This window comes from Blautia sp. MB18-30, assembly GCF_023669475.1.
GTDB classification, from domain to species: domain Bacteria; phylum Bacillota; class Clostridia; order Lachnospirales; family Lachnospiraceae; genus Blautia_A; species Blautia_A fusiformis.
This window is the reverse complement of record NZ_JAMOYY010000002.1, coordinates 68,421-90,420: the sequence shown is the minus strand read 5'-3', so window position 1 is coordinate 90,420 and position 22,000 is coordinate 68,421. Positions and strand designations below refer to the sequence as shown.

The 22,000-nt window shown below is 45.3% G+C and carries 17 protein-coding genes; 1 reads left to right on the top strand and 16 read right to left on the bottom strand.

What is annotated here, in order from left to right; all coding sequences use genetic code 11:
* Positions 1-404: 404 nt before the first annotated feature.
* The 15 genes from NCY57_RS01275 to eno form a co-directional block, all read right to left on the bottom strand.
* A complete protein-coding gene (locus NCY57_RS01275) occupies positions 405-1,448 on the bottom strand; it encodes a LacI family DNA-binding transcriptional regulator (RefSeq protein ID WP_173739538.1) in 1,044 nt (347 codons plus the stop codon).
* Positions 1,449-1,463: 15 nt separating this feature from the next.
* Positions 1,464-3,050 carry a response regulator transcription factor gene (locus tag NCY57_RS01270; RefSeq protein ID WP_173739539.1) on the bottom strand — a complete coding sequence of 529 codons (1,587 nt, stop codon included), beginning with the start codon at positions 3,048-3,050 and terminating at the stop codon, positions 1,464-1,466.
* Positions 3,050-4,789 carry a cache domain-containing sensor histidine kinase gene (locus NCY57_RS01265; protein ID WP_250789390.1) on the bottom strand — a complete coding sequence of 580 codons (1,740 nt, stop codon included), beginning with the start codon at positions 4,787-4,789 and terminating at the stop codon, positions 3,050-3,052. The genes NCY57_RS01270 and NCY57_RS01265 overlap by 1 nt, the downstream gene beginning before the upstream one ends.
* 134 nt (positions 4,790-4,923) lie before the next feature.
* Positions 4,924-6,291 (bottom strand): MFS transporter, encoded by a 1,368-nt coding sequence (locus NCY57_RS01260; RefSeq protein ID WP_227752198.1) that lies wholly within the window; start codon positions 6,289-6,291, stop codon positions 4,924-4,926.
* Between the two features lie 305 nt (positions 6,292-6,596).
* Positions 6,597-7,544 carry a substrate-binding domain-containing protein gene (locus tag NCY57_RS01255; protein ID WP_173739541.1) on the bottom strand — a complete coding sequence of 316 codons (948 nt, stop codon included), beginning with the start codon at positions 7,542-7,544 and terminating at the stop codon, positions 6,597-6,599.
* Positions 7,545-7,663: 119 nt separating this feature from the next.
* Positions 7,664-8,815, bottom strand: coding sequence for an iron-containing alcohol dehydrogenase (locus tag NCY57_RS01250; protein ID WP_015524408.1), 1,152 nt, complete (start codon positions 8,813-8,815; stop codon positions 7,664-7,666).
* Between the two features lie 138 nt (positions 8,816-8,953).
* Positions 8,954-9,739, bottom strand: a complete 786-nt coding sequence (locus NCY57_RS01245) for a 5-deoxy-glucuronate isomerase (protein ID WP_015524407.1) — start codon at positions 9,737-9,739, stop codon at positions 8,954-8,956.
* 16 nt (positions 9,740-9,755) lie between these two features.
* Entirely contained in the window at positions 9,756-11,687 is a 1,932-nt protein-coding gene (iolD, locus tag NCY57_RS01240) for a 3D-(3,5/4)-trihydroxycyclohexane-1,2-dione acylhydrolase (decyclizing) (protein ID WP_015524406.1), read from the bottom strand.
* An 18-nt stretch (positions 11,688-11,705) separates the two neighbouring features.
* Complete coding sequence (gene iolC, locus NCY57_RS01235) at positions 11,706-12,740, bottom strand: 5-dehydro-2-deoxygluconokinase (protein ID WP_015524405.1); 1,035 nt, start codon at positions 12,738-12,740, stop codon at positions 11,706-11,708.
* Positions 12,741-13,144: 404 nt separating this feature from the next.
* Entirely contained in the window at positions 13,145-14,173 is a 1,029-nt protein-coding gene (locus NCY57_RS01230; RefSeq protein ID WP_022426319.1) for a LacI family DNA-binding transcriptional regulator, read from the bottom strand.
* A gap of 138 nt (positions 14,174-14,311) precedes the next feature.
* Positions 14,312-15,703 (bottom strand): nickel pincer cofactor biosynthesis protein LarC, encoded by a 1,392-nt coding sequence (gene larC / locus NCY57_RS01225; RefSeq protein WP_250789388.1) that lies wholly within the window; start codon positions 15,701-15,703, stop codon positions 14,312-14,314.
* Entirely contained in the window at positions 15,704-16,447 is a 744-nt protein-coding gene (gene larB / locus NCY57_RS01220; RefSeq protein ID WP_144092740.1) for a nickel pincer cofactor biosynthesis protein LarB, read from the bottom strand.
* A 149-nt stretch (positions 16,448-16,596) separates the two neighbouring features.
* A complete protein-coding gene (locus tag NCY57_RS01215; RefSeq protein ID WP_092072899.1) occupies positions 16,597-17,334 on the bottom strand; it encodes an ABC transporter ATP-binding protein in 738 nt (245 codons plus the stop codon).
* A gap of 12 nt (positions 17,335-17,346) precedes the next feature.
* Positions 17,347-18,123, bottom strand: coding sequence for an ABC transporter permease (locus NCY57_RS01210; protein WP_059086856.1), 777 nt, complete (start codon positions 18,121-18,123; stop codon positions 17,347-17,349).
* 139 nt (positions 18,124-18,262) lie between these two features.
* Entirely contained in the window at positions 18,263-19,558 is a 1,296-nt protein-coding gene (gene eno / locus NCY57_RS01205) for a phosphopyruvate hydratase (RefSeq protein ID WP_044961624.1), read from the bottom strand.
* Between the two features lie 488 nt (positions 19,559-20,046).
* Between eno and NCY57_RS01200 the strand changes: the two genes are divergently transcribed.
* Positions 20,047-20,538, top strand: coding sequence for a DUF2798 domain-containing protein (locus NCY57_RS01200; RefSeq protein WP_059085462.1), 492 nt, complete (start codon positions 20,047-20,049; stop codon positions 20,536-20,538).
* 125 nt (positions 20,539-20,663) lie between these two features.
* On the opposite strand, the gene NCY57_RS01195 is transcribed toward NCY57_RS01200, so the two are convergent.
* Positions 20,664-21,995, bottom strand: a complete 1,332-nt coding sequence (locus tag NCY57_RS01195; protein ID WP_022426323.1) for an MATE family efflux transporter — start codon at positions 21,993-21,995, stop codon at positions 20,664-20,666.
* Between the last annotated feature and the right edge of the window lie 5 nt (positions 21,996-22,000).

Here is a 22,000-nt window from a genome sequence, read left to right as displayed (position 1 = left end):
CACAGCATCACAGCTTACATCCCTTCAAGCATCCAGCGCAGCGCCGATGCCCAAACTCTCCCTGCAAACAGGCGCAAACTCAGCCCTTGCAGTCGTCCAGCGCAGCGCTGACGACCCACAACCTATCGTCAAACGACATTTTTTCTCGCTGGAAGCACCAGCCGCGGAAGGGGATGCTGTCTGGTCTGCTTCTGCAGGAGGGGAGCTGATTCTTGGACGGCGGGAATCTGCGTTGTTTTTCAAAAGTCCGCTGTCTGAGCGGCAGCAGGCCGCGAGTTCGGACTTTTGAAAAACGCTTTTAGCAGATTTCCGGCGTCCTAGAAGCCAGCCCCCGACGAAGCCGCAGACCAGACAGCATCCCCTTCCGCGGCGTCCCTCCGCACAAAAAAAGGAGACACCCCACTTCAGTGTCTCCCCTCCGGAATCGTATACTCATTCCTTATATATATTTCCGTAAAAATCTTCGCCCTCTCCGGCGCTTCCCCATTAAACAGCAGCCGGAACAAAATCATCACCGGCTCATACCCCTGTATCCTGGCATCCTGCCCGATCAGGAAATGAATAAATCCTTCCCTCATCAGCTCATAATTCCGCCCCATAAAATCATTGGCAACCATCTTCACCTGACCAGCTTTCCCCGCTCCGGCGATTGCCTCACACACACCCTCCTCACCATGAGAAGTAAGATATATCCCGTCAAGATCCGGAACATCCTTAAATATCCCTTCCGTAATCTCCCTGGCCCTGCCATTCTCCTCAAAGCAATACTCCGGCCCAATGATCTCAATCCCAGGATACTTCCGCGCAATTTCCTCACGGAATCCAACCACCCTGCTGCTCAGAGAAGTATTGGTACTATAGCCGGAAATCACAGCAACCTTTCCTTTTCCACCGATCAGCTCCCCCATAAGCCCCGCAGCCGCACGGCCACACTGCACACCGTTCTGCCCTACAAAGCAAAGCCGTTTCGTATCCTCCACATCCGAAGTAAACGTCACCACCGGGATCCGAAATTCCTCCACAAACCGGTCAATTTCCCTTTTCACACGTTCCTCATCCAAAGGAACCATGGCAATACCACGAACCTCTTCCATCCGCATCTTCTCCATGGCGAGAATAACATCCTCCGCATTCTGATGCTCGATCTTATGGACCAGGACCGTACCACCAAGATTATCCACCTCAGCGCACGCCTCCTGGATTCCCTTCAGAACTTCTTTCATAAAAGGTGTTTCCGCACCCTGCAGGATCACGCCGATCTTAATATTATTTCTGCTCATGGATAGAGCACGGCCCAGTTGATTCGGCTTATACCCCATCTCATCAGCGATGGCACGGATCCTCTCAGCAACCTCCGGACGGATCCTGCCCCTGTTATTTAACGCTCTGTCAACAGTACCTCTGGAAACACCGGCAGCTTCCGCGATCTGCCTTATAGTAACTCCCATACTAAGCACCTCTTTCTATGATAATCCGGATTCTTTTCTGTATTCCGCAGGACTTAAGCCCGTAAACTTCTTAAATATCTTGGAAAAATAATGATAATCTCCAAAACCGGAACGCAACGCCACATCCTTAACTTTACAGTTCGTCTCTGAAAGAAGCTTCTTTGCATAGTCGATCCGAAGCTCCTGCACATAATTGGAAAAACCGATCTTCATCTCCTGTTTGAAAAGATAACTGAGATAAGCAGGATTCACCTCCGCCGCATCTGCTGCATCCTGAAGGCTGATCGGCGCTTCATAATGTTCCCGGATAAACTCCAGAGCTTTTTTCACAGCAGCAGAGATCCCCTCCGGAACAGCATCCTCTTCCCCCACAAAAAGCTGTGAAATACAGGCACTGCCCTTTTCCCTGAATTTCTCAAAGCTTTCGATATCTCCATACCAGATGGGCTCTTTCTCAATTCCGGCTGTCTGATTCAATTTCTTAAGCCACTGTACCAAAATTCTTCCGTCGGTATAGCGATCCTGACAGTCAGCGAGAACCTGTGTCCAAAGCTCCTCCGCTTTCTTTCGGTCTTTCCCTGCCTTCAGCCTGGAAATCTGCCCTTCCAGCTTCTCAGCACTTTCCGGTAAAACACTGTCCGCTTTCTTCCGTCCTTCAAAATAAAGGATCTCTTTTTTCTCATAAAAATGCAGCTTCATCATTTCTCTGGCCTGCTGATAAGCCTGGCGGATCCCATCCTCTCCCATGCAGACACTGCTGACACTGATACCAAAATCACAAAGATCCTCCTGACAGTGCCGGTAGCAGATTGCTGCTGCCTCAGTCAGTCTCTGCTGCATAGCCGATGTCCTGCAGTCTCCGGAAAGATCAAGAAAACAGCAAAAAATCCCTGCGCCAAGATAGACCACTTCCGTAAATTCACTTTCTGTCCCAAGAAGCTCCTCCGTACGTTCCAGCAGTCTGTGACGGAAATGATGGGAATACTGTTCCACTTCCAGCGGCGTCCATTGTCTTTCCCTCTCTGCCCAGTTCTCCATAAACATACAGATCACAGCACTGTTAAAATATTTCCCGGCGATTCCGGCTTCCACACGCTTTTCCTCACGTGCCTGATTTTTCAGCATCCCCGAGATCAGTCCGTTAAAAAAATAATACTTCAGAGCGTGACTTCCCAGATGGATCAGCTTTCTCGTCCGTGCCTGTTCCTGACTTTTTTCTCTGCGCTTCTCGATCAGCCGGGCTGATTTTTCCAGAGTATCATAAAGACTATCCTCGTCCAGACTGTTCTTTAATACATATTCATCCGCCCCAAGGCGCATGGCCTCTTTTACATATTCAAAATCATCATGACAGCTGAGCACGATAATATAGATATCCCTGTTTTCCTCACGGATCTTTCTGATCAGCTCAATTCCATCCATCACAGGCATGGTAAGATCCGTCACAAGAACATCGATTTTTTCTTTCTGAAGGAATCCATAAGCTTCCTCCCCGTCTTCTGCATCATCCACGATCTCATATCCTGCTTTTTCCCAGGAATCCAGGGTTTTGAGATAGCTCCTTACAAGAAAATCATCATCTGCCACCAGTGTTCTGTACATTAATTTTTTCTCCCTTCTTCAGGCATATCATAGATCGCAGGCAGAAATACCGTGACCTCCGTACCGTTTCCACTGCTTACGTATTCCATTCCTCCCTGTGTCCCGTAATAAAGCTCCAGGCGTTCTTTTACATTAGGAATCCCCACTGCGGAAAGTCCGTTTGTTTTTTTTGCATGACTGTTAAAAAGATCTCGGATCTGCTCTTTTGTCATTCCTCTGCCGTTATCCTTTACTATGAGGATCAGCTTTCCTTCACTTACGTTTCCGCTGATCCAGATTTTTCCTGTTTGCCGCTTGATGTCGATCCCGTGAAGAAGAGCATTCTCCACAAGCGGCTGAAGGATCAGTCTCGGAATATAGCACCGGTATGCTTCCTCAGAGATCTCATATTTCACCTGAAAGCTTCCCTGATAGCGAAAATCCTGCAGATGGATATAATTTTTCAGTATATGGATCTCATCGGCAACAGAAAGGAAGCTTCCCTTTTTGTTGATACTGGCCTGCAGAAGCTCCACGAAATCTCCAATAAGCCCCGCCAGCTCTTTTTCCCCTTTCAGAAATGCCGCAAATTTGATGGAGTTCAATGTATTATACATAAAATGCGGTGTGATCTGATACTGCAGTGCTTCCAGCTCTGCATCTTTTTTCTGCTGTTCCTCTTCGATCACCTGGGCGATCAGAGCTTCGATATAATCCAGCATGTGGTTGAATTCTTTTCCGAGGGTTCCGATTTCATCAGCAGTAGTCACTTCTGTACGGAGGCTCAAATCTCCCTCACCAACCTTCTCAACCGTGCCAGTCATGGATCTGAGCGGTCCGCAGACTACTCTGGAGAGCCACAGTGCCAGCAGCACAGCTGCCACAAAAACTGCACCAAATATTCCGATCAGAAAAAGCCGCATCCGGGAAAGTCCGCTTAAAACTTCTTTTTTCGGTACCTCCAGATATAAGCCGCAGTCTGAAAAGCTACCTCTGCTGAAAAAAGAGATCACACCGTTTTTTTCTGCATAGCCTTCCATTTCAGGAACATTCTGGTCTGTAATCTCCGGAAATGTTTTTCCAATGTCACTGTAGTCTCCGGATGTCACGATTTCATCATTTCTGTCTACCAGAACTATTCTGGTGATCTTTTCATCATTGACAGCTTCCAGATATTCGTAATAAATTGCCCGTTCCCTGATGTCTGCGACAACATACCCCAGAATCTCTCCGTTATCATCCTCTACCTTCTGGATCACAGAAAGAAAGCTGCCGCCTTCATGGATCGGAGATTCCACAAGAACCGGAAAGGAATCCAGTTCCTGTATTTTTTCCAATTCCTCGATATGTTCTCCTGAAATCCCCTGCTTGTTTACCGGAAATTCCTCAGAAGTCACAGCCATTTTTTTGTCTGGAAAGACAAAGTAAAGGGAGTTGATATCTTTATATTCCCGACTGTGTTCCCGGAGAAGCCCAGCCATATTTTCCAGGCTGTTTTCATTTCCTGTACAGCTGTAGTCCTTCGCATTATTCCGTATATCTGTATCCCAGGCAGTTCTCGTATTCACATAATAAATCTCTTTCAGGGATTCGTCCAGATCTTTTATAGTCTGCTGCATCCGTCCATACGGGATACCTGAATAATTTTCTTCGATCATCCCTGCTGCCCGAAAATAAAATACCCCCGTAAGAGAACAGGCAGTAAACATGGTTACTGTCAGGATCGCCAGTAATATCTTTGCCCGGATACTTTTTAACATAGAACTCCTCCCTTCCGTAAAGCGGATATACGCCTCTCTATGCTATATGCCCATAAACGCAGGAAACAGCAGGAGTATCCTACCCCTGCCTGATTTCCTGTTTGCGGTTGAATATATGTTTTACAATAAAATGTTTATAACTGTCCGTGTGCCTCGCGCTCGGTAAGCTCCTGCATGATCGCCGGATACATTTTGTCAAGCTTATATCCGAAAAGCGTTACAATGATCACTGCTGCAATGAGGATCGGTCCAAATTTATAAAGAGAAACGATCATCTCCAGTGCTGTTTCCGGCTGTGCAGTTATTCCTGCAGATGAGCTTACATATCCGGAACTGCTTAAAAGACCTGTGATCACTGCGGAGGCAAGACCTGCGCCAACTTTTGTTCCGATGGAGCCGCCTGCAAAGATCAGACTTTCCTGACGGATATGGTTTTTCCACTGTCCGAACTCTACTACATCACCAACCATACTGAATACAACTGCGTTCAGTGGAGCAAGTCCGATGGCACGTGTGACACAGCTCATAACCATGAAGCCGAAGCTGTATGGATTCAGGAAAAACAGAATCTGGCCGCCAAGTGCAACAAATCCGCCGACAAATGCGATATTTCTTTTTCCGAATTTCTTGATCAACGGTGAGCAGATGAAGATTCCCACTACCAGAACCAGGGTTTCTGTAAGGAACAGTGCGCTGTACATCCATGTATCATTGTTGAAAATATATTTGCAGTAGTACGGAAGAATGGTTCCTGTGATCGTAAAGGATACACTCTGTACTGTCCACAGAAGCATTACTGCCCAGAAATACTGATTTGCAAAAAGTGCCTTCAGCATTGTCGGAATCGGAAGCTTCTCATCTTTCTTTCTTGCTTCGATCTGAACCTTTTCCTCACATTTGAAGAAGCAGAGAAGCAGAAGTGCAAGTGCAAGCACTGCCCATACACTCATAACCTTGATCCATGCAGCCTGATCATTTCCAAGAAGCTTTACAAGCGGCAGTGTACAGGTTGCTGCAACGATCTTTCCGATAGGTGACAGTCCCATTCTCAATACACTGAGTTTATCTCTCTCTGATGATTCGCGGATCATCATTGAAGAAAGGCTTCCATATGGAAGATTGATCGCTGTATAGCATATGGTCGTACAGAAGTTATAGGTTACAAAGAGATACAGAAACTGAAGCATCCCTGTTGTACGCGGCACTGTGAAAAGCAGTACTGCTGACAGCGCAAATGGAATGCTCATCCACAGAAGCCAGGGTCTTGATTTTCCCCATTTGGAATTGGTCCTCTCTACAATGACACCCATGACCAGATCGGAAAATCCATCAAAGCATCTGGAAAGTAACATTACCAGTCCTACTGTTGCTGCGCTTATCCCTACATAATCTGTGTAAAACAGCGTCAGCAGTGTTCCGATCATTCCGAACACGATATTGCATCCTACATCTCCTCCAGCATAACACAGCCCTGTTGATACCGAAAGTTTTTTCTTCTCCATCTTATTATCCCGCCCTTTCATTTCTTTTCGTTTTTTTATTTTCGCTTTCCTTTTGATGATTCTATTTTATCGAAAATACGGGATTATCATAGTATGAGAAATTTTAGTTTTTTCGGTATTATTTTTACCTGACTGTTAAATCTGTACCAAAGTTTTTCTGGTTCTGATATCTCTACATCCTTCTTTTGTCCTATTTTTATGTTTTGTGTTTTATTTTTGGATACCAGCCTGACTTTTTACCGAATCAGTCAATGCCTCTGCCGGATTGTAAAAAATAATAAGCAGCGGATGGAAACCTGCTTGTATCAGGGATGAGAATGTCCGTCATCCTTCATATATGTATCAATATTTTCTTCGGTAAGCACCTGGGAATCCAGAATCTCATTTTCTCCTGTTCCCTCTCCCTCCAGATCCTTCACAATATACCGGATGGTTTCATAACCGATCTGATAACCGGACTGCGCGCCAAGCGCCACGATACGCCCATCCTGAACCGCTTTCAAGGCATCTTCCTGAGCATCTACGGAAACAATAGAAATCTCCCGTCCTTCAGTTGCCTCTGAAAGTCCCAGGGCCGTCACTGCACTTGTGGTCATGATTCCGTTAAGATCCGGATACTTCACTAGGATCTCATCCACATCCTTCTGGGAAACCCGCATATTGCTGTATCCGTTCCGAACCATTTCAATGATGATCCCAGGCTCTTTTTCCATATATTTTTCAAATCCGGCAACACGCATCCGGTGTCCAGCCTGCTTAAAATCACCGGCGATCACGCCAATCTTTCCTTTATGATCCAGAGCCTTTGCAAGCTGCTCGCCCAGCTCATAGCCTAGTTTTTCATTGTCAATTCCAATATAAGGGATTTCTGAATCCTCTATGGGAGTATCACAGGCATATACAGAAATCCCCTTTTCTCTTGCGAAATTTAAATAATCTTCGCATTCATAGGAATCTATAGGAGAAACTGCCATCGCCTGGATATCGGTTTTCAGAAGATCCCGGATCATATTTTTCTGAACCTCTTCTTCTGTTTCGGAATCCGGGGACAGAATCACCACATCTGCATGATATTTTTCTGCTGCATCTTTCATTCCGTCGCAGACAGACAACCAATATTCACTGCTTTTAGATTTTGTAACAACACCGATCGTTACCTGCTCTTCTTCTGTTTTCTTTGCAGAAGACCCGCATCCGGAAAGGCTGCAAACTCCTATGACTGCCACCAGAATACAGATATACTTTTTTCTCATGAGGGATATGCCTCCTTTTCTTTTGCAGCTATATTTGCCACGGGAAAAAAGACTCCGGAGCCTTTTTCTCCGGTCCGGAGTCTTTTCCTATCTGGCAATGCAGGGTTTACATTTACATTTTACCAGAGTTTTCTGTAGATTTCTTTTACTTCCTCTTCTGTTACATCACGCATGGTATTCTGAGGACTTCCACTGTCCATGGCATCATGTGCCATTTTGTCGATGACGTTGAAGAACTCTTCTTTATTGATACCGAACTGCTCCAGAGTCGGAGTATCCAGTTCATTTACAAGTGACTCTACTGCTTTCAGGAATTTCTCAGCCGCTTCCTGATCAGAATCAGTTGCATCCGCCACACCAATATCACGTCCCAACGCTCCGAATCTGTCGTATGCTCCGGGAAGCGCAAAGGTAAGGCACTCCTTCAGAAGCATGGCATTGGAAAGTCCGTGTGCTACATGGAACAGTGCTCCGATCGGACGGCTCATTCCATGGATAATGGTAACAGATGCATTGTTAAATGCGATTCCTGCCTCAAGAGCAGCGACAGACATCTGTACACGAGCTTCTTCATTCTTTCCGTCTTTATATGCAACCGGAAGATATTTAAAGATCCTCTTTACTGCAGATACTGCAAAAGTATCGGAAAGTGTCTGTGCTTTTCTGGATGTATAAGCTTCCACACAGTGGCAAAGTGCATCAAGACCTGTTGCTGCTGTGATCTTTGGAGGTGCAGTCATAGTAAACTGCGGGTCAATAATGGCAAGATCCGGCATGAGAACTTTGCCTTTAAGAAGCATCTTGATGTCTTTTTTGGTATCCGTGATGATCGTGAACTGTGTTGCCTCAGATCCCGTTCCTGCTGTGGTAGGGATCGCCGCCATTGGCGGCATCTTTACATCGATCACTTTTCCCATGTAGTCGGAAATGCTTCCACCGTTTACTACCAGTGAGCCGATGGCTTTCATGGAGTCAATGGGGCTTCCGCCTCCCAGAGCTACCAGGAAGTCACAGTTCTCATCTTTATAGATCTGTAAGCCTTTTTCGATCATGGTATCTGTTGGCTCACCACAGATGTCAGAATAAATGCTGTATTCAATGCCCTGATTTGTCAGCGCCTTCTCAACTTTTGCACAGTTTCCCAGGTCGATCATTACTTTATCGGTTACGATCAGAGCTTTTTTACCAAGGAGTTTCAGTGCTCCTTCTGCCATGTCCAGTGCTCCGGAACCGGAAATAATTTCTCCAGGTACAATAAATTCTCTTGCCATTGTCAAAATCTCCCTTCAGTCAGTACAATTTTTTTCATAATAGCAGCAGGTCTACTGCTGTCCGCTCCTCACGAACAACAGCATTCTCCTATTCCTGCTGCCTGTTATTTACGATCCAGTATCAGTATCTCCGAATCCTTAAAACTCGGCGTCATGAAGCCAGGTATATCTCTCATCCTCGCAGCGGTCTGTCTGCAGCCACGGATTTCCGTCAATGTGGCGAATCATCCAGCATGTATACATCTGATATCCAGGTGCAACTGCCTGCGGATGAAGCTCTCCTCCTGGAATTGCGGAAAAGCTCTCGTCTGTACTCTTAAATACCTGATCACCGACAAAGCTTGCTCCAAATCCTTCCGGATGATCAAATTTGAAAAAGTATGTCTCAGGCTGCGGATGTCTGTGCGGCAGGTATCCGGACCAATTTCCTCTGTCATTGAGAACCTCGCCAAGTACCATATTGGACTCCGGTGAAATGTCGTGATCGAAGATGGTGTTTACTCTTCTCTTCGCAACATTTCCGAACTTGCCTACGCAGGAATATCCCCACGGAGCATCTTCCGGTTTGTAGAGTTTTGCACCGAAATCTTTCTCGTTCTTTGTGCACTGAACAAGGATCTGTGACTCTGCATTTGCTACAACTGTAATCTCAGTTCCTGTGCATCCGTGAACACACCATGGTCCCTCTGTGAACACGTCTTTTCTGGTTGCTGCAGCTTCGTTTCCGTTCCATTTATAGGTAATGTTTCCGGAGAGGAGGAGAACTGCTGTCTCCTCACCCTCTCTTAAAAATGTTCTTGTCTCCCCTGCCTTCATACGGTAAACACGGATGTCCATCATCATGGCCTTGTACTCATTATCGTATGTTGTAAGAATCTTTTCGCCTTTTTCGTCATATTCCGGATAACCAAATACTTTACTCATTTTCTTACCTCCCAGATTAGTACAGTCTTGCCTCTTCACGGCCTTTCATAACTCCCTCGCAGGCCTTTCTTACGCTTTCTTTCTCAGATGTTGTTGCGATTCCTACATCCCACCAGGACTCATATCCGTCTGTCATAGTCTTCGGGATAACCTTCAGATCAAAGAGGCATGCGATCTCCTGCTTTTTGGCATCTTCCAGAGCATCTACCAGCTCCTGGATTGTGCGGCAGGTATAGGTCTTCAGACCATAGCCTTCGCCGATCTTTGCATAATCTACAGGGATCAGATCTCCGGTCGGTTTCTTGCCGTCTGTATAACGGAACTCTGTTGCAAGGCTTCCGATTCCGTGGTTCATCTCAAGGTTGTTGATGCAGCCAAATCCGCAGTTATCGAATACCATGATATTGACTTTCTGTCTCTCCTGCATGATAGTCATGATCTCACTGTGGAGCATCTGGAAGCTGGAATCTCCAACTACGCAGTATACTTCATTATCCGGCTCAGCAAATTTCACACCGAGGGTAGCGGCAACCTCATATCCCATACAGGAATATCCGTACTCTGCATGATATCCGCCACGTTTGTCTGTTCTCCACATACGCTGCATACAGCTTGGAAGGGAACCGCCTGCTGTGATGATGGTTGCATCTTTGTCGATAGTTCTGTTGATCGCTGCAAGTGCTGCTGTCTGTGTGATCTTTCCGTTTGTAAGCTTTACATATTCCGGAATCGTACGAGGATCTCTTGCCTTGATCAGCGGCTCAAAATCATCTCCTGTGTACTCAATGCTTCCAAGGCGCTCCATCTCTTTATCCCATGCAGCTTTTGCTTTCTCGATCTCATCTGTGTATGCAGATTTATATCCTCTTGCACGAAGCTTTTCTGCAAGTGCTTCTACGGTAGCTTTTGCATCACCCACTGCTTTTACTGCATCCATCTTGTATGCGTGGAATCTGCAGTTGTTGATACTTACAAACTGAACATCCTCATTCTGGAACAGATGCTTGGAGCTTGTTGTAAAGTCAGACATTCTGGAACCGATAGAAATTACCACGTCTGCGTCTTTACCGATGATGTTGGAAGCGTAGGTTCCTGTTACACCGATACCGCCAAGACAGTACGGATTGCCGGACTGGCAGGCACTCTTTCCGGCCTGTGTCTCGCCGAATGGGATCTTGAATTCCTCGCAGAATTTCTCAACAGCTTCTCCGGCTTCTGAGTAACGGACACCACCACCAACAACGATAAGCGGTTTCTTCGCTCCTGCGATGACCTCTGCCACATCCTCAAGCTCTTCCTCTACTGCAACCGGTCTTGTGATCCTGTGCACTCTCTTCTTGAAGAAGTACTCCGGGAAGTCAAAGGACTCACCCTCAACATCCTGGCAAAGTGCGATGCAGCATGCACCTGTTTCAGCCGGATCTGTAAGAACTCTCATTGCATTGATCAGAGCGGTCATGACCATCTCCGGTCTTGTGATCCTATCCCAGTATTTGCAGACTGGTTTGAATGCATCATTCGTACTGATGGCAAGGCTGCTGCTCTGCTCCAGCTGCTGGAGAACCGGGTCAGGCTGACGAGATGCAAAAGTATCTGCCGGGAATACAAGAAGCGGAATATTATTTACAGTTGCTGTTGCACATGCTGTTACCATGTTTGCAGCTCCAGGTCCGATGGAGGAAGCGCATGCAATGATTTTTTTGCGGTTGCTCTGTTTTGCAAAAGCGGTAGCAACGTGACACATACCCTGCTCATTTCTTCCCTGAAGAACCTTCAGCTGTCCCGGATTTGTATCCAGTGCCTCACCAAGTCCTACAGCAATACCGTGTCCGAAGATCGTGAAAAATCCTTCTACGAATTTTGTCTCCACTCCGTCCATGGAAACATACTGATTATCCAGAAATTTTACAATTGCCTGTGCAGTTGTCATTCTTACTGTCTTTGCCATTTTTCCCACTCCTTTTCTTTATACTCTTGCGATCATTTCGCCGAATTTTTCTTTTTCATCTTTAATGAATGCGTGAACTTCATCCGGTCCCGGAAGGGAATCGGAGCAGTTGTTGCTTTTAACCATCATGGATGCCTCAGCAGAACCAAACTCCAGGCAGTCAATGATCTCCCAGCCCTGATACAGTCCATACAGGAATCCGGAGCCGTATCCGTCGCCGCCGCCGAAGCCTTTTCTTGCCTCAACCGGGAATGGCTTGATGCTGAACTTCTGTCCATCAACTGTGTAGGCTGTGGAACCCTTCATACCGTGTTTGATGACAACGATCTTTGCATTTTTTGCCTGCCAGTAAGCTGCACTCTCCTCATCAGTCATGCCTTCTTTGATCAGTTTCTCTGTAAGGTCAAACTCTTCTCTGGAGCCCATGATGATGTCAGCTTCCTTAGCTACGATGGAATAGTAGATGGAAATCTCATCTGCATTCTTCCAGTTGTACTCTCTGTAATCAATATCAAAAATGATCTTTGTGTTTACTTTCTTAGCAAGCATAACCGCTTTGATCGCTGCTTCTCTGGAAGGGCTCTCTGCAAGAGCAGTTCCGGAAATGAGGATCGCTTTTGCATTTTTGATATAATCCTCGTGGATGTCGTCTACATGAAGCTGCAGATCTGCGATACGGTTACGATACATGAGGATACTGCTTTCCTTTGGAGAAAGCATCTCGGTAAAGGTAAGTCCCAGCTTCTCTCCGTTTGTACATTTTGTGATCTGTGAGGTATCGATTCCTCGCTCATCAAAATAATCTACAACATACTCACCGAACTGATCATCAGAAACCTTTCCGATAAATCCTGCTTTCAGGCCATGCTTGGTAACACCTACAGCGATGTTTGCAGGAGATCCTCCTACAAATTTCTCAAACATATGTACCTTCTTCAGGGGTTTGAACTCCTCCTTTACCTGATCGTTGTAAGCAGGATTAAAATCAATGGCAACTCTTCCAAGGAGCACCAGGTCCATTGGTCTGGATTCATCAAATTCGATATACTTCATGATCTTACCTCCGTTTGTTTGATGGTTTATTTTTTACTTCTTTTTTATGTGCTTTTTTGATTTGCGTGCTTTTTTTATTTAGCGTGCTTTCTTGCGTGTTTCTTATGATGTTAATATAGCACCGTTTTACAATTTGGGCAAGTACTTCTTTTCATTTTTCTTTTTTTCAGTTATTCTATACAATTTTTGTAGTTTTGTTTTGTTCAAAGTAGCTATTATCTACATGTGCATTTGCGTGTTGTTTTTTTAGCACGCTATTAGCACGCAATTAAATGTATCCAGACAGTCGTTTTCTTGGAATCTATATTTCATATCGTAGTATCTTACAGATTTCCTGTAATATAAAAAAGCCTGCAGTTTTCATTCTGCAGACTATTTTATATGATACTTTGCACAATACATGTTCAAAGGTTATATTTTGTTTTGATCTTGATATCTGTAAAGAGATATTCTCTCTCCGGCTCCTGTCCTTTTGTCAGGATATCCGCCAGGATCCTTGGCGGTTCATACCCCTGGACATATCCATTCTGGTCGATCAGAAAATCCACATGATCATTCTTCAGTGCCCGTTCATTCTTCGGAGTCTGATCGTAGATCACAACGTAGGGCCTGCGGTCAAGTCTCAGCTTTTCAAATGCCTTACCCACTCCTGCCTGGCCTCCGGATACCACCAGGATCCCGCTGATCCCTGAAGTACTCATCATGGCATTTTCTATAATGTGCTCCACCTCAGCTGCTTCATCAAAGCTTCCGTGAACACCGGCGATCTCCAGATGTGGAAAAGCCCGCTTGGCTTCCTCCACAAAGCCATCCACTCGCTGATTGTCAACATGATTGCTGAAATATCCGGTGATGATCAGGATCTTTCCATTTCCTCTTGTCAGCATTCCAAGAAGTCCGGCTGCGGTACGTCCACTTTTACGGTTATCCATTCCCACAAAACAGGTTCTTCTCGTTCCTACAATATCAGAGTTAAAGGTTACTACTGGGATATTCTTCTCTTCGATCAAAGCATTCAGTTTCTCCCGGACAGTCTCACTGTCTACCGGCATGATCGCAAGTCCCCGGATTCCTTCCTGTTCCAGTTCCTCAATGGCCTGCAGCTGTTCCTCTTCATCAACGGAAAGACCCTCTTTCAGGATCAGCTGGATCCCTTTTTCTTTCAGTTCCACGGCTGCCTTCTCAATACCACGGTTTACTTCCTGCATAAAAGAAGATCTGGCAAGCTGTGTCACCACTCCGATCTTCAGTCTTTCATCTTTAGCTGTTCTGGAATGTTTCCGTTCTTTCTGTACATATCCCATCTCGTCCGCCAGACGGCAGATTCTCTCTGCCACCTCCGGATTGATCCGTCCTCTGTGGTTCAATGCTCTGTCCACGGTTCCCCTGGAAACCCCTGCCTGTTCTGCAATCTGCTGTATTGTTACCGCCATAAATCCTTCTCCTGCCTCTGCCTTACTGTATCATTGCCAGCTGTTCTGTTCGGCAATAATCTTTCTATATACATTTATATAGTTTTTTCGAAAAGGTGTCAATATGTAAGTGCATTATACAAGGCAACCACCTCGATCTTATCCCCGAACAGCCATATGATATGCTTCTTTATAGGAAATTCCTGTTTTTTCACAGAGTTTTTTTACGCTTTCGTATTCCGGATAAAAATATTCCTGTCCGTCAAAAATGCAGACCTTCACTTCTACATTTCCCAGCGGGGTTGTAACCATTCTTTTCTCTCTTTTCAAAATGGTTCTCCCCATCTCCTGGCGACGGATCCCAATGGTTGTCGTTTCTCTGAAAATAATCTGCTCCATCGCTGAAACCTGTTCTTTTTTACATAGAACGGTAAGCAGCCATGCCGGACGGTTTTTCTTCATAAACACAGGCATGTAATTGGCCTCTCTGGCTCCTGCCTCATACAGAAGCTCCATAACATAGCCAAGCGTTTCTCCTGTACAGTCATCAATGTTGGATTCCAGCTTTATAATGGTGTCTATTTCCGTACAAGCATCATTGCCTGAAGCCTCCTCCCCGGATTCCCGGATCAGCATGGCACGGAGAATTCCCGGGCACTCATACTGGCGCTTGCCTGCTCCGATACCGATCTTCTCCACCGTAAAATCTTCAGGCAGTTTTTCTGATGTAAGGAATGCCGCCACAATGGCTGCTCCTGTAGGCGTTATCAGTTCACCCTGCACCGATGTGATATGCAGCTTCAGCTGATGAGCACTTACAATATTACTTACCGCCGGTACCGGCACCGGAAGGATTCCGTGCTGACAGCGAATCGTTCCGCTACCCTCACAAAGTCTTGGAACGATCACTTCCTCCACATCCAGATCATCCATACAGATTGCAACAGAAAGAATATCCACAATGGAATCCACTGCACCCACTTCATGGAAATGGACCTGATTCACCGGTACATTATGGGCTTTTGCTTCTGCCTCGGCAAGAATCTTAAAAATCCTTTTTCCATAGGATTTTGCACGATCTGTCATATCTGCATGGTCGATAATCTCCATGATCTCGTTAAGGCCACGGTGTTCATGGTGATGGTGTCCGTGGTGGGAATGCATCGTTTCTGTATATGTATGACTGTTTCCATGGGTTTCCTGTACATGATGTTCATGAGAATGGGGATGCTCATGGGCTTCCAGGGCTTCATGACTATGTTGATAATGATGTTCCCCATGATCCTGGCTGTAAGAATCTCCATCATGCCCATACAGATATTTCATATCATGATCATGATTCTCATGATCATGATCCAGTAGTACATCAAAATCACAGGCATCGATCCCTGATTTCATCACACGGCTGATCTTTATGTCGAAACCTTTTACCGGCAGACTTTTAAGAGTTCTCACCAGTTTTTTCTGATCTGCACCCAGATCCAGAAGAGCCGCAACTGTCATATCCCCGCTGATCCCGGAGGTACACTCCAGATATAATTTGTTTCTCATTTATTTTCCCTCCGCAAGCCGATTGATCTGGGTTGCCAGATATCCTGCCCCAAATCCGTTGTCAATATTTACTACTGCAATTCCGTTGGCACAGGAATTGATCATTGTCAGAAGCGCTGACAATCCATGAAAGCTGGCGCCATATCCCACAGAAGTAGGTACCGCGATCACCGGACGTTTCACAAGGCCACCCATAACACTTGCCAGCGCACCCTCCATTCCTGCTACCGCAACCACACAGTTAGCCTCCTGGATCGTATCCAGCCTGGAAAAGAGTCTGTGCATACCACTGACTCCCACATCATAGATCCTCTCCACATGTGTGCCGAAATACTCTGCTGTCTGGGCAGCTTCCTCCGCAACAGAAATATCTGCTGTTCCGGCTGTACACACTGCCACCTTTCCGATATGCTCCTTCTCTTTTTCAATCTTCAAAATTCCGGAAACAGGATCATAAACCACATCAGGAAGAACCTTTTTTACCAGTTCATACTGATGTTCTGACGCCCTTGTTCCAAAGACTTCTCCATCTTCCTCATAAAGCTTCTGATAGATATTCAAAAGATGTTCGTCTGCTTTTCTCGCACAGTAAACTACCTCCGCAAAACCGGTCCTCGCTTTTCGGGTAGTATCCAGCTTCGCATAATCCATTTCTTCATATCCCTCTTTTTTCAGAAGGTCCTCTGCATGCTCCACAGAGAGCTGGCCTTTTTTTACCTCTTCAAGGATCTGCTGTAAAGTCATCTTTTTGCCTCCCTGTTTTCTTCGTAATATAATAACACAATAGCCAGACATTTGCATCATTTCCGCAAATCGTCTGGCTATCTGCTATTCAAACCGTTCACTGTCCGGTTCTTTTTATTTATGCGACTGCCTGGGCCGCCTTCTGTTCTTTATCTGATCATCTCCGCATATTTGGCCGAGATCTCATCAATATCTCCATATGCGATCAGTTTTCCTTTTTCAAGTATCATTGCTTTATTGCACAGGCGCTGTACCTGTTCCAGAGAATGGGATACAAACAGTACCGTAACGCCCTTATCAAACATACTTAAGACTTTCTTTTCACTCTTTTTCCGGAATTTGGCATCTCCTACAGAAAGGACTTCATCAAGGATCAGGATATCCGGTGATACCAGTGTGGCAATGGAGAATCCAAGTCTTGCCTTCATACCTGAAGAATAATTCTTAATAGGGACATCGATAAATTCCTTCAGTTCAGAAAACTCAACGATCTCATCAAATTTCGATTCCAGAAACTTCTTGGAATATCCGAGCATCGCACCATACAGAAAAATATTCTCACGTCCTGTATACTGCGAGTCAAAACCGGCTCCCAGTTCCAGAAGAGGGACCAGACGGCCGTTTCGGACCACCTTGCCTTCGGTAGGCTTGAATACACCGGCAATTACTTTGAGCAGAGTACTTTTTCCCGCTCCATTAAGTCCCAGGATTCCTACACGGTCACCTTTTTTTACCTCAAAATCAACATTCTGAAGAGCCCAGAATTCATTATATTTAATTTCTTTTTTTAAGAATTTAATCACGTAATCCTTCAGGCTGTCTACCTTTTCTTTACTGAGATTAAACTTCATACTTACATTATCTACAACTACTGCAGGTTTTTCCATATTTTTCTCCTGTTAAATATAAAGGATAAACTCATCCTGTTTCTTCTTGAAACAGAACATTCCGATGGCAATCGTCACAAGGCTGAATACCAGTGCGTATGCCGCATAATGCAGGTTCATCGGCTCCCCGAACATTCCTGAACGAAAAACATCGATGGTACAGTACAGCGGATTATATTTCAGGATCCATGAAAAACCACTTTTCAGCAGTCTGGACGGATAATAAAAGATCGCACAGGTATACATGATCAGCATCAGCGCTACTGACCACAGATATTCCATATCTCTGAAAAAAACGCCAATCGTAGCAAGGATCATTCCACAACCATAAGACAACAGAAATACCAGGATCAGCGCGATCGGGATCTGGAACATATAAAGTGTCGGCTCCACACCAAGTACTGCTCCTACCGGAACCAGCACGATCAGTGAGATCAGGAAGATCACATAGTTAAAAAGTACACTTGACAGCGGATAGAGATATTTTGGCACATAAACTTTCTTGATCATTGCCGAATTCGCTCTTACTGATTTCAATGCCGCTTTTGTGGCACTGGAATAGAATGTGTACAAAAGACGTCCTGTCAGGATATATACAGGAAATGTCCGATCCTTGTTTCCAAACAGGGTACCGAATACGATCGTCAGTACGATCATGGTAAGCAACGGCTCAAGAAGAGACCAGATGATACCAAGATAGGAACGTCTGTACTTCAGTTTGATTCCTTTTTTTACAAGCTCTCCCAGAAGAAACCTGTAACGTATAAAAGTATTTACGTATTCTTTCATAGCATCTCCAATATTCAATTTTATTTTTTCACACGGCTGTAAATCATAATATACTATTTTGAGAAATCTGGCAACCTTATTTTCGCCAAAAAAAGGCACGCCAAAGCGTACCTTTTTGAGAAATGTGTTAGTTATGATCTTATCTCTTGATATTGAATGCCCGGAATCCCGGATATACTGCTGCATCTCCAAGCTCTTCCTCAATACGGAGAAGCTGATTATATTTTGCCACACGTTCGCTTCTGGAAGGAGCTCCTGTCTTGATCTGGCAGGTATTCAGTGCCACTGCAAGATCTGCAATGGTTGTATCCTCTGTCTCTCCGGAACGATGGGAAGAAATCGCTGTATAGCCAGCTTTATGTGCCATTTTGATGGCTTCCAGAGTCTCGGATACAGAACCGATCTGATTCAGTTTGATCAGAATAGAATTTCCGCAGCCAAGGCTGATACCTTTCTCAAGACGCTCTGTATTTGTAACAAACAGGTCATCACCTACAAGCTGTACTTTTCCTCCAAGTTCTTTTGTCATGATCTGCCAGCCTTCCCAGTCTTCCTCATCAAGGCCATCCTCAATAGAGTAGATCGGATATTTTTCGATCAGATTTTTCCAGTGATCAACAAGCTCCGCAGATGTAAATTTCTTTCCGCATTTCGGAAGAACATACTCCCCCTTTTTGTTTCCTTTCCACTCACTGGATGCAGCATCCATGGCAAGTACAAAATCCTTTCCAGGCTCATATCCCGCTTTTTTCACTGCTTCAAGGATGTACTCAATGGCTTCCTCATCGCTTCCAAGGTCTGGTGCAAAACCACCTTCATCTCCAACGCTTGTTGCAAGGCCTTTTTCTTTCAGAAGTGCAGCAAGAGCGTGGAATACCTCCGTACACCAGCGAAGTCCCTCTTTAAAGCTTGGTGCTCCTGCCGGCATGATCATAAATTCCTGAACATCAACGGTATTCGCAGCATGTGCACCACCGTTTAGGATATTCATCATCGGAACCGGAAGTCTGTTTCCGTTCACCCCACCAAGAAATCTGTAAAGGGGGATGTCAAGAGAAATCGCAGCCGCACGTGCGCACGCAATAGAAACCGCAAGAATGGCATTTGCGCCCAGTTTTGATTTGTCCTTTGTTCCATCTGCTTTGAGCATGGCAGCATCCACTGCATAAATATCAGATGCATCCATTCCTGCCAGCGCATCATTAATTACTGTATTGATATTTTCAATGGCCTTCGAAACACCTTTTCCTCCAAAACGGCTTTTATCCTGATCTCTCAGCTCAAGTGCTTCGAATTCTCCTGTGGACGCTCCGCTTGGTGCTGCTCCTCTTCCGACCGTTCCATCTGCCAGATAAACCTCTGCCTCTACGGTCGGATTTCCTCTTGAATCAATGATCTCTCTTCCAATGACCTTCTCAATCTCTAAATAATCCATTTGATATTTATCCTCCTGTCTGGTCTTTTCGCCCTGTCCGTAACTCCTGTTCAGGCCGCATTTTGTCAGGGGATACGGCCCGCCACAAATTTTACGCATTAGTTAGAATCTGCTAACTGTTTACAAGTTTACTATATCTAACTTTAACGGTCAAGAGGAGTTATTGCCATTTTTTTCTCAATTACTCTTCTGATATTTCCATGTTTTTTCAGAACATTCCGCAGGATGTTGCGAATTTTACTTATTGACAAGGCTTTGCTGCTTATGATATCATAATCGCCGGTATCAAGCGGATATTCGTAAACCGCTCTGCTGCCTGTTTACAGCCAAATAACTGCTTCGCAGTTTGATCTGGTCAAAAAACCGAATATGGTTTATGACAAAATCCTGTCATATATTGGAAACGCACATTCTCCTGAATGATTAACGAACAACACATGCTCTGAGGTTTTACATTATCACTTAATCATTTTAAAGGAGGATTTTTTATGCCAAAAAACAAATTCCAGGAAGTTATCTTTACCCTTATCATGGTATTTTTCATGGTTTACGCCATGATCTGCTACAACATTTCCCTGAACACAGGGAGTATGACAAACCGTGTGTTCCTTGACGCTTTTCATGAACTGGTGATCATGGGACCGATCGCATTTATCCTTGACTTCTTCCTTGTATCCAAGCTTGCTTTTGGTTGTGCAATGCGCATGGTAGATTTCAAAAACTGCCATCCGTTCAGCAGGATCCTTGCGATCTCCGTTCCTTCCGTTGCTTTCATGTGCCCGTTAATGAGCCTCGCGGCAACCATTCTCTTTAAGAATGCCGGAAATCAGTTTGTAGCTGTATGGCTTCAGACAACCGCATTCAACTTCCCGATGGCATTCTTCTGGCAGCTGATCTATGCAGGTCCGATCGTACGTTTTATTTTCAGACATATCTTCCCTGAAAAGGAAAACGTAAAAGAAGCGACAGCAACTATGTAAAATTAAAGAAAGCACATTGCTATGGTTGAACCACCCCAAAAGTCATACTTTCCGGTGGCGGCTCATTCCATACAATGTGCTTTTTATTTTTCACGCGAATCTTTCTCATCGGATCTTCGAATCTCTCAGACTGTTTTCTTTAATTCAGGCATCTTAAGTATCTTCACGATCAGCGGGATCACCATAATGACCCAGACTATCGGTTCTGCTACGATCACGCCGGTATATCCGAGAAGTGGCACCAGAGTCACCGCGATCACTACTTTTCCGATCATCTCCAGCGCACTGGAAACCAGAGGGATCACCGTTTCTCCAAGGCCCTGCATAGCATTTCTGAGGACACTGATCACAGCCGTTACGAAATAAAAGATCGTATCAAATTTAAGATAATTGGCGGCATTGCGGATCACCGTTTCATTATGGCTTCCTGTGACCAGATAGATCAGCTGTTTTCCAATGGTAAAACTGAAGATCACAGTCATCACGGACCAGATACAGGTATACAGAACTGCAAGACCGATTCCATGGCGTACCCGGTCCATCCTCCCTGCACCTGCGTTCTGGCCGCAGAAGATCGCCATGGTCTGGCCGAACACGCCAAACATGATCATAAACATCTCTGTGATCTTACGAGCTGCTGTATGTGCCACAATGATATCTCTTCCCAGCCGATTGATGGAGGTCTGAAGTGCCAGTGTACCAAGATTTACAAGAGAGCTTACAAGTCCCATAGAAAGTCCGGCACTCAGCATATTTTTCATCATATTTCTTTCGAGACCGAAAAAATCCTCTTTTTTCAGCCGTAGGATCTCATACCTGCGGATCATGTAAAACCAGCATATCAGAAATGCCAGCGTCTGTGAAAGTACCGTGGCAACGGCCGCTCCCTGAACTCCTGCTTTTACTACCAGAATAAAAAACAGATCTCCTGCGATATTTAAAGTTACAGACACCGCCAGGATCACAAGAGGCGTCACCGTATCCCCAAGTGCGCGCAGAGATGCCGCGCAGGTATCATAAAGAAACGTTGCCAGCATACCTGCGATAATAATAAAGATATACTGCCTGGCAGTTCCCGTCAAATGATCCGGAACATTCAGGAACCTCAGGATCGGATGCAGAAACAAAAGTCCCAAAACAGTCAGGATCAGAGAAATCACGCTGCCCATTACAAGAGACAGCGCAAAAGATTTTCGTACTTCTTCCCGGTTTCCGGCACCGAATTTCTGTGCGGTGACAATGGCAAATCCATTTGCAAGGCCCATCAGAAAACCGATGATCAGCCCGCTTAAAGGACTGGTGGCCCCTACTGCCGCCAGCGCATCTTCTTTAAGAAAGCTTCCCACGATCCGGGTATCTGCCAGGCTGTACGTCAGCTGCAGGAGATTTCCCAGAAATACAGGAAGCGCAAAGGACAGGATCAATGTGGAAGGCTTCCCTTTTGTCAAGTCTTTCATGTCAT